This window comes from Pseudomonas sp. CLCA07 (assembly GCF_053615335.1).
In genome coordinates this window covers 5454509-5468766 of sequence record NZ_CM132131.1, presented here as the reverse complement: position 1 = coordinate 5468766, position 14258 = coordinate 5454509, and the positions used below count along the sequence as shown (strand labels likewise).

The 14258-nt window shown below is 60.2% G+C and carries 12 protein-coding genes; 2 read left to right on the top strand and 10 right to left on the bottom strand.

Going from position 1 to position 14258, the window contains the following annotated elements:
- Positions 1–459: 459 nt before the first annotated feature.
- From ACWGZX_RS25110 to ACWGZX_RS25080, 7 genes are all read right to left on the bottom strand, one after another.
- Positions 460–1356, bottom strand: coding sequence for a LysR family transcriptional regulator (locus ACWGZX_RS25110; protein WP_452625885.1), 897 nt, complete (start codon positions 1354–1356; stop codon positions 460–462).
- 326 nt (positions 1357–1682) lie between these two features.
- Complete coding sequence (ycaC, locus tag ACWGZX_RS25105; protein ID WP_452625884.1) at positions 1683–2309, bottom strand: isochorismate family cysteine hydrolase YcaC; 627 nt, start codon at positions 2307–2309, stop codon at positions 1683–1685.
- A 71-nt stretch (positions 2310–2380) separates the two neighbouring features.
- Positions 2381–4219: an amidohydrolase gene (locus ACWGZX_RS25100; protein ID WP_452625883.1), complete on the bottom strand. Its 1839-nt coding sequence runs from the start codon at positions 4217–4219 to the stop codon at positions 2381–2383.
- Positions 4216–4809, bottom strand: a complete 594-nt coding sequence (locus tag ACWGZX_RS25095) for an antibiotic biosynthesis monooxygenase (RefSeq protein WP_452625882.1) — start codon at positions 4807–4809, stop codon at positions 4216–4218. Before ACWGZX_RS25095 ends, ACWGZX_RS25100 begins: the two co-directional genes overlap by 4 nt.
- A complete protein-coding gene (locus ACWGZX_RS25090; protein ID WP_452625881.1) occupies positions 4802–5218 on the bottom strand; it encodes a DoxX family protein in 417 nt (138 codons plus the stop codon). The genes ACWGZX_RS25095 and ACWGZX_RS25090 overlap by 8 nt, the downstream gene beginning before the upstream one ends.
- Before the next feature lie 308 nt (positions 5219–5526).
- Positions 5527–5832 carry a DUF6124 family protein gene (locus tag ACWGZX_RS25085; RefSeq protein ID WP_452625880.1) on the bottom strand — a complete coding sequence of 102 codons (306 nt, stop codon included), beginning with the start codon at positions 5830–5832 and terminating at the stop codon, positions 5527–5529.
- Between the two features lie 515 nt (positions 5833–6347).
- Positions 6348–7268 (bottom strand): LysR substrate-binding domain-containing protein, encoded by a 921-nt coding sequence (locus tag ACWGZX_RS25080; RefSeq protein ID WP_452625879.1) that lies wholly within the window; start codon positions 7266–7268, stop codon positions 6348–6350.
- A 240-nt stretch (positions 7269–7508) separates the two neighbouring features.
- Between ACWGZX_RS25080 and ACWGZX_RS25075 the strand changes: the two genes are divergently transcribed.
- Entirely contained in the window at positions 7509–7949 is a 441-nt protein-coding gene (locus ACWGZX_RS25075; protein ID WP_452625878.1) for a helix-turn-helix domain-containing protein, read from the top strand.
- Positions 7950–8092: 143 nt separating this feature from the next.
- Here the strand turns inward: ACWGZX_RS25075 and ACWGZX_RS25070 are convergent, their stop codons facing one another.
- Together ACWGZX_RS25070 and ACWGZX_RS25065 are read right to left on the bottom strand one after the other, a co-directional pair.
- Positions 8093–8917, bottom strand: a complete 825-nt coding sequence (locus tag ACWGZX_RS25070; protein WP_452625877.1) for an alpha/beta fold hydrolase — start codon at positions 8915–8917, stop codon at positions 8093–8095.
- Positions 8918–8948: 31 nt separating this feature from the next.
- Complete coding sequence (locus ACWGZX_RS25065; RefSeq protein ID WP_452625876.1) at positions 8949–9524, bottom strand: flavodoxin family protein; 576 nt, start codon at positions 9522–9524, stop codon at positions 8949–8951.
- Between the two features lie 321 nt (positions 9525–9845).
- Here ACWGZX_RS25065 and ACWGZX_RS25060 point away from each other — a divergent pair, with 321 nt between their 5' ends.
- Positions 9846–12650: an ATP-binding protein gene (locus ACWGZX_RS25060; protein WP_452625875.1), complete on the top strand. Its 2805-nt coding sequence runs from the start codon at positions 9846–9848 to the stop codon at positions 12648–12650.
- On the opposite strand, the gene ACWGZX_RS25055 is transcribed toward ACWGZX_RS25060, so the two are convergent.
- Positions 12615–14099, bottom strand: coding sequence for an ATP-binding protein (locus tag ACWGZX_RS25055; protein WP_452625874.1), 1485 nt, complete (start codon positions 14097–14099; stop codon positions 12615–12617). The two genes, ACWGZX_RS25060 and ACWGZX_RS25055, sit on opposite strands and share 36 nt — an antisense overlap.
- Between the last annotated feature and the right edge of the window lie 159 nt (positions 14100–14258).

Below are 14258 nucleotides of genomic sequence, written 5' to 3'. Positions count from 1 at the left end.
GTCCCACAACCAAAATGGTGTTCATCGCTCCGGTGAAGTGTCCCACAACCAAAATGGTGTTCATCGCGCCGGTGAAGTGGAACACGACAATGGCGTTCATCGCGCCGGTGAAGTCGCCCACGACAAAGGCGTACGCGCCAATGGCGAAGTCGGCGATGACCGTGGCGTACATGCCAACGGCGAAGTCGGCGATGACCGTGGCGTACATGCCAACGGCGAAGTCGGCGATGACCGTGGTGTACATGCCAACGGCGAAGTCGGCGACGACCGTGGCGTACATGCCAATGGCGAAGTCGGCGATGACAAGAAGAGCTGATAACCGCTAAACACGGGAACCCCAGAAACCCCCTGTGGGAGTGAGCCTGCTCGCGATAGCCATTCGTCATTCAACATTGATGTCGTCTGACACTCCGCCATCGCGAGCAGGCTCGCTCCCACAGGGGGATCTGTGTGTGAGGCTCAGAGCACACCCTCAGTCTGTTCCAGTCGCTCGCGCAAAAACTCGATCAACGCCTGCACCGGTCGCGAACTCTGACGGTGCTGCGGATACACCGCCGACAACGTCAACGGCTCAGGCCGAAAAGCATCCAGCACCGGCACCAGCCTGCCGTCCTTCAAGGCCCCGCCGACGATAAACGTCGGCAAACAGGTAATCCCCATCCCGGCAATCGCCGCGTCCTTGAGCAACTCACCGTTGTTGACCCGCATCCTGCCCGTGACATTGACGATCAGCGGTTTGCCCTGCCCGGCGAACCGCCATTGCACCTGACGACCGTGACCATAGGGCAGGCAGTCATGGCTGTGCAGGTCTTCGGGTTTGAGCGGCGTACCGCGCTCCGCCAGGTAGGTCGGGCTGGCACAGTACACACGCTGGATTGACGCGATGCGTCGGGCAATCAGCGTCGAGTCTTCCAGAATGCCGATGCGCAACGCCAGGTCGTAGCCTTCACCGAGCAAATCCACCGGGCGATCGCTGAGGTCCACTTCCACGGTGACGTCACGATAACGCTGCAAGAACACCGGCAGCAGGCAACCCAAATGCGCCACCGCAAACGACAACGGTGCGCTTATGCGAAGGGTGCCGCGTGGCTCAGTGGTCTGCCCGGCAATACCCTGCTCTACTTGCTCGACCTCACTCAGCAGGCGCAAGGCTGATTCGTAATAACTCTGCCCCAGTGGCGTGACGTCCAGCCGCCGCGTCGAGCGATTGAGCAAGCGCACGCCCAGGCGCTCTTCGAGTTGCATCAAACGCCGGCTGACGAACTGCTTGGACAGCCCCAATTGATCAGCTGCCGCAGTGAAGCTGCCGGATTCCATGACCTGGCAAAAAATACGCATGTCTTCGAAAGGGTTCATTGTCATTCACTGGTTGACAGTCAAACATTTTATAGCCGCTTTTACGCTTATCGGCCCCCCAATAATCACACGTCCAACTCCTGTAGCAGCTGTCGAGCAGCGCGAGGCTGCGTTCGGCTGCGTAGCAGTCGTAAAACCTGAGTGCGAGTTTTTTCTGACACACCACATTGTTTGAACTCACGACTGCTACGCAGCCGAACGCAGCCTCGCGCTGCTCGACAGCTGCTACACGAGCCGGACGCGGGCTTGGCAGTTGCTACAAAAAGCTCATTCGTCAGACAAAAAAATGCCCGCGCATTGGCGGGCATCTTTCATTGCGGCAGGACTTACTTCGCAGTTAGCGCCGAATAGCTGTTCATCAAATTGCGGTAGTTCGGAATGCGCGGCGACAGTAGGTTCGCCAAGCCTTCCATGTCGTTGCGCCAGTCGCCTTGCAGCTCGCAGGCCACCGAGAACCAGTTCACCATTTGCGCACCGGCCGCGGTCATACGCGCCCAGGCAGCTTGCTGCACGGTTTCGTTGAAGGTGCCCGAGGCGTCGGTGACGACGAACACTTCAAACCCTTCCGCCAGCGCCGACAGTGTCGGGAAGGTCACGCAAACGTCAGTCACCACACCGGCGATGATCAACTGCTTGCGACCCGTGGCTTTGACGGCTTTGACGAAGTCCTCGTTGTCCCAGGCGTTGATCTGGCCAGGACGCGGGATGTATGGCGCGTCCGGGAACAGCTCCTTGAGCTCCGGCACCATCGGGCCATTCGGGCCGTTTTCGAAGCTGGTGGTGAGGATGGTCGGCAGCTTGAAGAACTTGGCCAGGTCCGCGAGGGCCAGCACGTTGTTCTTGAATTCGTTGGGTGAGAAATCCTGAACCAGTGAGATCAGGCCGGTCTGGTGGTCGACCAACAGGACAACGGCATCGTCTTTGTTCAGGCGTTTGTACGGAACGTTGCTCATGTGAAACTCCTCGGTGGATGTTTGTCGCTCAGGGCGTCGACCAACGCGGCCGGCGCTTTTATATTTGATCGTCAGAACGCGAAGCACGAGCAGCCAAAGGCGCCCCAGAAACCCGCAAAATCGCTGACCGGGGCGTTCGACAAACGTGCCTTTTCATGGCTGTGTGAATGTACGCCACAGGGTCCGCTGCAATGGTGAACCTGCGTCTGCATCGGCGAAGTCGGACGCCAGTGGCCCGGCACGTTCGCTACCGGCGACCAGTCCGGCAGCACCGGCACACTGGCCGGCCCAAGTTTTTCGAAGTCACCGGCGGCGTACACCACTTTGCCGCCAACCACCGTCAGCACCGACTCGATCCATTTGATCGCTTCTTCGTCGACGCTGAAAAAGTCCGCGCTAAGCGCCGCGACGTCCGCCAGTTGGCCGACCTTGATCATGCCTTTCTTGCCCTGCTCGGATGAGAACCAGGCGCTGCCGTGAGTGAACAGTTCCAGCGCAGTCTGCCGAGACAAGCCCTCGGCGTGCAGCTCAAGCCCACCCACGGTGCGGCCGCTGACCATCCAGTACAACGAGGTCCAGGGATTGTAGCTGGACACTCGCGTGGCGTCGGTGCCTGCGCCGACCGGTACACCTTCGGCCAACATGCGCTTGATCGGTGGCGTTGCTTCAGCGGCTTTGGCGCCATATCGCTCGACAAAGTATTCGCCCTGAAACGCCATCCGATCCTGAATTGCAATGCCGCCGCCCAGCGCCCTCACCCGCTCGATGTTCTGCGGGGTGATGGTTTCGGCGTGATCGAAAAACCATGGCAGACCGTTGAACGGAATGTCGCGGTTTACCTTCTCGAACACGTCGAGCATGCGGCTGATCGATTCGTTATAGGTGGCGTGCAAACGGAACGGCCAGCGCTGTTCCACCAAGTGGCGCACCACCGGTTCCAGCTCGTCTTCCATGCTTTGTGGCAGGTCCGGACGCGGCTCGAGGAAGTCTTCGAAATCCGCTGCCGAAAACACCAGCATTTCCCCGGCGCCGTTGTGCCGCAGGTAATCGTCGCCCTGGTGCAGGGTCACGTTGCTGGTCCAGTTCTTGAAATCGGTCAGTTCTTCTTTCGGCTTCTGGGTGAACAGGTTGTAGGCGATGCGAATGGTCAGTTGCTGGTCCTTGGCCAGTTGCTCGATCACCTGATAATCGTCCGGGTAATTCTGGAAACCACCGCCAGCATCGATGGCGCTGGTCAGGCCCAGACGATTGAGTTCGCGCATGAATTGACGGGTCGAGTTGACCTGATACTCCAGCGGCAACTTCGGCCCCTTGGCCAGCGTCGAGTACAGAATCATCGCGTTGGGCCGCGCAACCAGCATGCCGGTCGGCTCACCGTTGGCATCGCGCACAATCTCGCCACCCGGCGGGTTCGGTGTCGTGCGGGTGTATCCGGCCACGCGCAGCGCGGCACGGTTGAGCAAGGCGCGGTCGTACAAATGCAGGACAAACACTGGCGTGTCCGGCGCGGCCTGGTTCAATTCTTCGAGGGTCGGCATGCGTTTTTCGGCGAACTGAAATTCGTTCCAGCCACCGACCACCCGCACCCATTGCGGCGTCGGCGTGCGGTCGGCCTGATCCTTGAGCATGCGCAAGGCATCGGCCAGCGACGGTACGCCCTCCCAACGCAGTTCGAGGTTGTAATTCAAACCGCCACGTATCAGGTGCAAGTGCGAGTCGTTAAGGCCAGGGATGACGCAGCGGCCCTTGAGGTCGATGATCTGTGTACCCGAACCGCGCAGGGCCATGGCCTCGGCATCGGTGCCGACCAAAACGAAACGACCGTCGTGGATGGCAACGGCACTGGCGAGCGGATTTTCACGGTCAACGGTATGAAATTGGCCATTGAATAGAATCAGGTCGGCGTTCATCGCTTTTCCTTGGGCTGAATGGAAGGAGATAACCAGGGCGCGAACAGGCGCGTCGCCATCGGCATGAACAGGTACACCACCGACACCACGATGGTCAGGGTGATCAGGAACGTCGCGACCACGTAACTGGAGAGAAAAACATTGAGCTGGAGCAGCGGCCCCCAGATCAGTGGCACCAGCAAGGTGTGCGGCAGAATCACCAACAGCGTCACCACGGCCTGTTTCCAGCGCGGCGGCGGTGGCGACGCGGTGTCGGCCTGCGGCGCGAACCAGAATTCATTGACAGGGTTAACCTCGGTCTGGTCTCCGTCGGCGAGCATCGGCGTGGCTTCGCGGACCAGTTCCAGCCGCTGCGGCGAATCGAGCCAATGCTGCATCGCCTCGGTGGTGCAAAAGCGCAACACGCAGGTGTACATGTCGAGACCGGCGCTTTTACCGCGCATCACGTCCACACCCAGGTGCCCTTCCTGCTGCCCGGCGATGCTGACAATGTTGCGTAGCCAGGCTTCGTAAGGCACTTCAAATCCCGCCTTCACCCGGTGCTTGATGACCAGGGTCACGACTTCCTCAAAACGATTGGACTCAGGCATACCGTAACGCTCCGGCGAATCGGACATTGAACGCCAGCCGTCCCGGCCCGGCGATGAAAATGCTGGTGAACAGGATCAACAGCAGCCAGCCGAATTGCCCTTCTTCAATGCTCCATTGCGCATGCACCACCAGCAACGCCACCAACAACACGCACAAAATCGGCAGGCACGCCAAACGCACCAACAGCCCGGCGATGATCAACAGCGGGCACAGCACCTCGGCGAAAATCGCCAGCATCAGCGTCAGGTTGGCGCCGAGGTGGAAAGGGTCTTCGATGACTTGCAGTTGAGCGCTGTAGTTAAGCAGCTTCGGCAAACCGTGCACCCACAGCAGGAACAAACTGCTGCTGACCCGCAAAAAAAGCAGACCCAAGTCCTGAGCCCGTTCATCCCGTCGCGAAGCGTTCATGAGCTACCTGCACAAATGAAAAAACCACCGGCAGCGAGGTGCCGAGACATCATTCGATAGTGCCGGTGCGGGAACGGGAAAAATTGGATGGGTGTGCTCTTTTTGCAAGTACACGCTGATCTGCAATGCAACGAATATCCTGTGGGAGCCGGGCTTGCCCGCGAAAGCGAAGGGTCAGCCAATATCATTGTTGACTGGATGACCGCCATCACGGGCAAGCCCGGCTCCCACAGGGATTTTCGTTGCTGGAAGGCTTCTGCCAGGCACAAAAAACGGCCTCGCCGAGGCCGTTTTTTTAACGGACAGAGTTACTGCGGATCAACAATGTCCAGCGCCCGATTCACTGCCAGTTCAGCCAACATGATGTTCTGTTGAATACCGAGCATCGTGTTGCGATGCGGCCCTTCCATCAGCCCGGCGAAATCGCTGGCCATGACGCTGGCCGAGGCCAGGGATTCGCAGGCATTGACCAACAGGGTTTCGGTGTCGACACCAGGGGCGATGAGATAAATGGTGCTGGGCTTGCGCGGTGGGAAAGTGGATTTCAGGGGATTGAGAGAGTGATCCGGCGCGCGGTCATCGGATTCCGGGGGATTGGGTGTGGCTTTGAACATGGTGAAGCTCCTTTGGAAAATGGCGCCACCGGAACTTGTCGCTAAACAAGTAAGGGTGGCGATTGTATGCAGGTTAGCGAACCGGTCAAAGGCAACCCGGTAGACCCGAAGGTCTCCCGCATACAACCGCCATAACGTAATTGCAGACGACAAAAGTCTGCAACAAAGTCTGGAGCACGGATGCACTTTGAATAGTCCGGGTCGCTAAACCCGATCGCTGATTGGCAGCGATGCGGAAACGATAGAGTTCAGGGTCAAAGCACACAAGCCGGCGGATTCTGGCGTAGTCATAGACAACGGCGCAAGGCGCTGTAGCTTTCAGGAAGTAACGCTAAACAGCATTAAACGGACTCTTCGGATCAGTACACATTCCCTGTAGGAGCGGGCTTGCTCGCGAATGTGGTGTGTCATCCAGCATTGATGTTGGCTGACACTCCGTCTTCGCGAGCAAGCCCGCTCCTACAGGGGTTCGGTGAATGTCTGGGGGAATTTGGTCGACCCGAAGGTCGCCGTGCTCATGCCGGAATAAGCAAAGGTGCGGACATGAACTCGCTGATCCGCGACCGTAACCACCGCTCTGCCGGGTCGTTGTCATGTACCCCGCTCCAGGCCATCGAAAGCTGCGCCGCATCAATTGGAAACGGCGGATCTTCAGCCCGCAACCCACAGCCTTCCACCAACGCACACGCGGCATAGTCCGGCACGGTGGCGATCATCTCGGTGCCGGCGAGCAATGCGCGCAAGCCGCTGAACTGCGGCACCCCCAACACCACGCGGCGGCTGCGACCGAGCTTGGCCAGGTCGAGGTCAATGTTACCGCTCAGGTCGCCAGAGAACGACACCATGGCATGGGGCCGTTCACAATATTCATCCAGCGTCAGCGTGCCCGGTCGCTTGTCCCCGCGTAGCACTTTGCAGGGAATGTCCCGCAGTTTTTTGCGTTTGGCGTTGGCCGGCAAGTCGGTGGTGTAGCTGACACCTACGGAGATTTCCCCGGAAGCCAGCAACGCCGGCATCAGCAGGTAGTTGGCTCGGCGCACCACGACCACAATCCCCGACGCATCTTCTTGCAGTTGCCGCAATAACGGCGGAAACAAACCGAACTCGGCATCGTCCGACAGCCCGATGCGAAACACATCGCAACTGGTCGCCGGATCAAACTCCTTGGCCCGGCTGACCGCCCCCGAGATCGTATCCATCGCCGGCTGCAATTCTTTGAGAATCGCCAGCGCCCGTCCGGTCGGCTCCATGCCGCGCCCGTTACGCAGCAACAACGGATCGTCAAACAGATCGCGCAACCGCCCCAACGCCGCACTCACCGCCGGTTGGCCCATGAACAGTTTTTCCGCGACACGGGTCAGGTTCTTTTCGAACATCAACGCTTCGAAAATCACCAACAGGTTCATGTCGACGCGGCGCAGATCATTACGGTTCATAGGCACGGTTCCCTTGTGTGTTGAGCCTGGCATGAAGCGGTGAGACTTTACTCGATCAGCGGTCACGCGCAACGCCACCGGATGACGGCGATCGTGCAAGTACCGCGCCCGAAAAAAATTGCAGCAATGTGCTGAGTTAGCGCCTTTGCGGGTATTGCGCGGGGACGAAATTAACAACGTTTAACTCGCCTGCCAACGCCCCGCGACGAAGAATGAAGCTCACCGACACGGACATTTGTCATGGCCCATTCTCAGCAAAACGCTGCCCTCGCGGCAGTCACTGAATCGCCAAAGAAGACCACTGGCGGCTTGACCCCGTGGCGCGAAAGGCTGGTGAAACAACTGATCCTCGACCGTCTCGATGAAACCGTCGAGGTCTCCGAACTGGCACGGGCCTGCGCCCTCTCGCGCAGTCATTTTTCCCGCGCGTTCAAATGCAGCACCGGTCTCTCGCCACAAGACTGGATTCGCAACCAACGTATCGCCCGCGCCAAGCAACTGATCCAGAACACCGACCTGTCGCTGACGCAAATCAGCCTCGAATGCGGTTTCTGCGATCAGGCACACTTCTGCCACATCTTCACCCGCAGCGAAGGCATCAATCCGTTTGCCTGGCGCTGCCGAATGGTGCGCTCACACCCCCACCACCCCGCCTACTCCACACATCATCACGCGCAATAGCGCCCCACGTTTTGTAGCAGCTGCCGAGCCCGCGAGGCTGCGTTCGGCTGCGCAGCAGTCGTCAAATCAGTCACCGCGGTGTTTCAGATAGACCGCGTGATCAGGTTTCACGACTGCTGCGCAGCCGAACGCAGCGTGGCACGTTAACCCTTGAGGAATGCCAGCAAATCAGCGTTGAGCTGATCCTTGTGGGTATCCGTCAGGCCATGGGGGGCACCCGGGTAGATCTTGAGCGTCGAGCCTTTGACCAGTGCTGCCGAGGCGATGCCCGCCGCTTCGATCGGCACCACCTGATCGGCGTCGCCATGCACCACCAGCGTCGGGATGTCAAACTTCTTCAGGTCTTCGGTGAAGTCGGTTTCAGAGAAAGCCTTGATGCAGTCGTAGGCGTTTTTGTGGCCCGCAGCCATGCCTTGCACCCAGAACCAGTCGATCATGCCTTGAGAGGGTTTGGCGTCCGGTTTGTTGAAGCCGAAGAACGGCCCGCTGGCGAGGTTGATGTACAGCTGCGAGCGGTCGACCAGTGATGCCTGGCGAATGCCATCGAACACCTCGATGGGCAGACCACCGGGGTTGGCTTCGGTCTTGAGCATCAGCGGCGGCACCGCAGAGATCAGCCCGGCCTTGGCCACGCGGCCAGTGCCGTGGCGACCGATGTAGCGCGCCACCTCGCCACCGCCGGTGGAGAAGCCGAACAGCACGGCGTCTTTGAGGTCCAGCAACTCGATCAACTGCGCCAAATCGTCGGCGTAGGTGTCCATGTCATTGCCGGTCCACGGCTGGCTGGAGCGCCCGTGACCACGACGGTCATGGGCGATGACACGGTAGCCTTTAGAAGCCAGGAACATCATCTGCGACTCCCAGCTGTCGGCATTCAACGGCCAGCCATGGCTGAAGACGATGGGCTGACCGGTGCCCCAGTCCTTGTAGTAAATCTCGGTGCCGTCTCGGGTGGTGAACGTACTCATGCGATATCTCCTTAGCGAGGGTTGGGGTGAATCAAAACGGTGAGTGGTTCATGCGTTCGGCCAGCCGGGCCACCCGCTCGCCCAGATGCGCAGCGGTGCAGCGGTCTTCGGGCGGCGGGGCCAGTTCGGGAGGTTGCTCGACATTTGACTGGGACATGGCACCCAGCGAGCTGCCCAGGCGATTCATCTGCCCATCGAACACGCCGGTGCCGGAGCGCGCCGGCAGCACGTCCAGACCAACCCAGATCATTGAGTGTTGGGCGGCGAACACTGCCATCTGCAACAAGGTGTTGAGCTTGTCGCCGCACAGGCTGCCGGAGTTGGTGAACCCGGCCGCCAACTTGTCGCGCCAGGGTTGGGCCAGGTAAAACGCCGCAGAGGCTTCCATGAATCTTTTGAAGGGTGCCGAGGCGCTGCCCATGTAGGTCGGCGCGCCAAAGATGATGGCGTCGGCGTGGTGCAATCGGTCCCAGTGGTCTTCCACTTCTTCGACAGCAATCAATTGGCAGGTGCTGCCCAAATGCCGTTCCACCCCTTGGGCGACGGCCTGCGCCATGACCCGGGTGTGCCCGTAGCCGCTGTGATAGACCACCACCACGTTGCTCATTCCGGTGTCCTCATGACAATGAATCCCTGCTTGCCTGCAATCCCACAGGAATCGCACTACGATTAACCGGTGGAAGTTGAAGAACAGAGTTTTGGACGTAGACCAGATGCAGGACGAGTTAAACGTTGTTAATTTTCCATGGCGCGCCAAAAACCATAACGCTGCCTTTGCTACCGTAAACACGGCACCGGCTGCCTATGTCGGGTGCTGCAGTCGTGGCGACCACCCAACAGTCACCCAAACCCTCGTTGCGTTGACGGAAAAACCTGAGGAATATGCTCGAAAACCACGTCCTGGACGGATGCAAGCTGGAGTGCCTCGTTGACCCTTTCCCCCGAGCAGGCTGTGCATTTCGGCCCCTACCGGATCTACCCCGGACAACGCCTGGTGATGGAGGCTGACCAGCCCTTGCGCCTGGGCCGACGTGCCATGGAAATTCTGTTGATCCTGCTGGAGCACGCCGGCCAGGTGGTCAGCAAACAGCAACTGATCGCGGCGGTCTGGCCCAAAAGCGTGGTGGAAGACATCAACCTGCGGGTGCACATGACGGCACTGCGCAAAGCCCTCGGCGATGGCCAGGCCGGCCAGCGCTACATCGTCACCGTGGCGCAGCGCGGCTATAGCTTTGTCGCGCCCTATTCACTGGAACTGATCGAACTAAACCCCGACACCGAAAGGCCTGTGCCCAACGGCCATAACCTGCCCGTGCGCCGCACTCGCCTGATCGGTCGCCAGTCCCTGGTCGACACCCTGGTGACGCAACTGGCACGCCAGCGTTTCATCACCCTCGTCGGCCCTGGCGGCATCGGCAAGACCACCGTGGCTCTGCGCGTCGCCGAACAGCTGATCGGGCGCTACCGGGACGGCATTCGCCTGTTGGACCTGGCACCGATCAACGACCCGTTGATGATCACCACGCATTTGGCGACGCTGCTGAATTTATCCTTGCACGACGGCGAACCCGTGAGCGAACTCGCCGCCTTCCTGCGCGACCGGCAGATGCTGCTGGTGATCGACAATTGCGAGCATCTGCTCGACGCCATTGCCTTGCTCTGCGAAGGCATCCTGCGGGGCGCGCCGCAGGTGCATATATTGGCCACCAGCCGGGAGAGCCTGCGGGCCGAAGGCGAATTTGTTCAGCGCCTTGAATCGCTGGATTGTCCACCCTCCATCGCCGTGCTGGACCGCACTCAGGCCATGACGTTTTCGGCGCTGCACTTGTTTGTCGAGCGGGCAATGGCCAGCCACGACAGCTTTGAATTGAGTGATGACGAGCTGCCACTATTGGTCGACATCTGCCATCGTCTGGACGGGATTCCGCTGGCCATCGAGCTGGCCGCCGCGCAAGTCGGCAACTTTGGTTTGAGCGGACTGCTGGACCAGTTGCAAGGCAGTTTTCGCCTGCTCACCCATGGGTGTCAGCGGGTGTTGGGCCGGCACCAGACCCTTCGCGCTACGCTCGACTGGAGCTTCGAACTGCTGACGGCCTGCGAACAAACCTGCCTGCGCCGATTGAGCGTGTTCAGGGGCGGATTCACCCTGGAGTCGGCCGCGGCGGTGATCGTTGGTGAACACATCGACCCCGACAAGGTGTTTGGCGCGATTACCCAATTGGTGGCCAAGTCGCTGCTGAACGTGGAGGTGGGCGATGAAGAGGTGTTCTACCGCCTGCTCGACACCACACGCAGCTATGCCCTGGAGAAACTCGACCAGACCACTGACTTGGCGGACACGCAAATCCGCCATGCCGAACGCTGCCTGGCCTTGATGCATCAAGCTCAGAATGACTGGGAGCACATCCCCACCGGTGTGTGGATAGAGCGTTATGCCCGAGGTCTGGAAGATATTCGCGCGGCGCTCGATTGGGGCTTGAACGGACACGGGCCGCAAGCGCTGGCGATCCGCTTGGCCGCAACGTCCACGCCGCTGTGGCAGGAACTTTCGCTGCTCAAGGAACATGGCGTGTATGTGCGCAAGGCCCTGACGCTGCTCGATGCGACGCCCGAGCTCTGCCTTCATCTGAAAATGACCCTGAAGCTTGCCCTGGGCAGCTCCTGTTACCACACGCAGGGCGGCACGCCGGAAACCATCGAAGCCTTCGTCAGCGCCAGAAACCTGGCCAGACAGTGCAGTGACGTGGCCGGTCAGCAGCGGGCGGTGTCCGGGCATATGGCGGTCAGCCTCAGTTGCGGCAACTATCAACTGGCGCTTGAGCAAAGCCAGCAATTCGACCGGTTGGGTGCACAAGACGATGCCGTGCTGTCGCTGAGCACTCACCGCTTACGGGTGCTGGCCCTACACTTTGCCGGGGATCAAGAACAAGCGGGGGCGGATGCCAAACAAGTGATCCAGCGCATGGCCCAGAGCGGCCACCTCAACCGCTTCACTCACGGTTTTGGCGTGCAATACGATCAGAGCGTGGCCGCCCTGACGATTCTGGCGCGCATCTTGTGGTTGCGGGGTCAACCGGAGCAAGCCTGGCGCACGGCGCGCCAGGCGCTGGACATCGCGGTTCAGATCAACCATGGCACCTCGATTTGCTACACACTGGCCTTGGCCGGTTGTCTGATCGCCCATTACAACGGCGACACCCGCAGCGCTCGCAAACTGCTGAGCTTGCTGCTGGAGCAAGCGCAAAAACATTCTGTGCTTCTGTTCTACACCTGGGCACGCCACTACGCGCAGGTGATCGACCCGGCGCAAGCGCAAATGCCATCGTCACCTGGCATGGGGTTGATCAAAGACATCATGGTCACGCTGGACAACGATTTCGTCGATAACGCCTTGCTGCAGCGAGCGGATACCGGCACCGCCGGCTGGAGCACGGCAGAGATCCTGCGGGCCAGCGCGAACGCGCTGCTGGCAGAGGATTGCCCGCAGCAAACCGAGGCGGCCGAGACCGTACTGATCAGGGCGCTGAACGTGGCCAAAACCCAAGGCGCCCTCGCCTGGGAACTGCGCAGCGCCACCTCACTGGCAAAACTTTGGCAGCGTCAGGGTCGCTATCAGCAAGCCCATGAGTTGCTGGCGCCGATCTACCAGCGGTTCACTGAAGGCTTTGCCACACCGGACCTGATGAAAGTCCGTCGGTTACTCGACGAGTTGCAATGCCTCCTGCCCGCCTGACGTGGAACGCGCCCCGCTGATGTAGCGGGCGTACCGCCTTTCAAAATCGCGCAACGCTCCACTGTGTTCGAGCTTTTCCAGGGCATACGTGCGGGTGGTGTTGAGGAAACGGTACTGGCTCACACCACTACCCTGCTCCAGCGATAACAGTGATTTGAGCGCCAGGTGTTCCACCGCTTCCCTCACGCGACCAGGCAGCAGCACCGCGCAGCTCATCACGCCAATGGCGGCGTCCAGGGTGAAGGCCATTTTGAACACCGACAGGCGCTGCAATACCGTTTGCTCTAACGGGCTCAGCCGTTCATAGCTCCAGTCCAGTGCGGCTTTCAAGGTTTGATGCCGGGGGACGGCGGTGCGGCGGCCCTGGGTCAGCAGTTGAAAACAGTTATCGAGCTGGGCTTGCAACCCCACCAGCGCCAACGCGTCGATTTGCGCGGCGGCCAACTCGATGGCCAACGGCAAACCATCGAGCCTGCGGCAGATGTCACCCACGGCTATGAGGTCTTGTTCGCGCAGGACAAAGCCTTGTTGACGGGCACGGGCGCGGCTGACAAACAGTTGCACGGCCGAATACCCCATGACTTGAGCGACACTTTGCAGTTCGCAGACGGGCGGCACCGCCAGTGGCGGTAAACGCACGAGCGTTTCCCCAGCGGCCAGCAAAGGCTCGCGACTGGTGACCAGAATCGACAGCCGGGGCGCCGCGATCAGCAGGCTTTCGACCAATGTCCGGCAACGCTCAAGCAGGTGCTCGCAGTTGTCGAGTACCAGTAATGCGTGGCGCTGCGCCCACCCATCGAGGGGCGCCCCGACATCCAGTTCGAGGGTGCACCTCAGGTGGTCAAGCACTTGCGCGGGATCGTCGATCGCCCCCAGATCAACCCGCCAGACACCGTCCTGATAGTGCTGCAACAACAGTTCGGCCACACGCAACGCCACGGTGGTCTTGCCGATCCCGCCGGGTCCGACCAGTGTCATCAGACGCCGCAGCGGTAACTGGCGGACCAGACTGCCGACAATCGAGTCACGGCCGGTCACCGGCGTTAGTCGTGCAGGCAGGTTGTGCTGAGCTTTTTGAACAGTCTGGATCGACACAGGTACGCCCGCCGGCGCGTGCTGCACCGGGGCAACAAAGCTGTACCCGCATTGTGGAATGTTGACGATGTAGCGCTGACCGTCCTGCCCATCGCCTAAGGCGCGGCGTAACGCAGCGATGTGTACGCGCAGGTTGATTTCTTCGACCACCGACGTCGGCCAGACCTGGGCAATCAACTCGTCCTTGCTGACCACCGTTCCGGCACGTTCGACCAGCACCTGCAAAATGTCCAGGGCTCGCCCGCCCATGCGCAGCGGCCGATCACCTTCCAGGATCAGCCGTTGCCGCTGGTGAAACGCGTAGGGGCCGAAATGCAGCACCGCTTCGCGGTGTAAATGTGTGAGGCTGTTCATGCACGTTCGCGTGCTGAAAACCTGGCCCGGCTCAAAGTGCCGCAAATATCCTTCGCACCCGCCCTCCAGGCTCCCGCACCTCCATTGCAAAGAGTTCACGGCTATCTTGGCAGACCTCAGTGACGGTTCAACGGCCACGGAGGGAGCATACCGGCCATC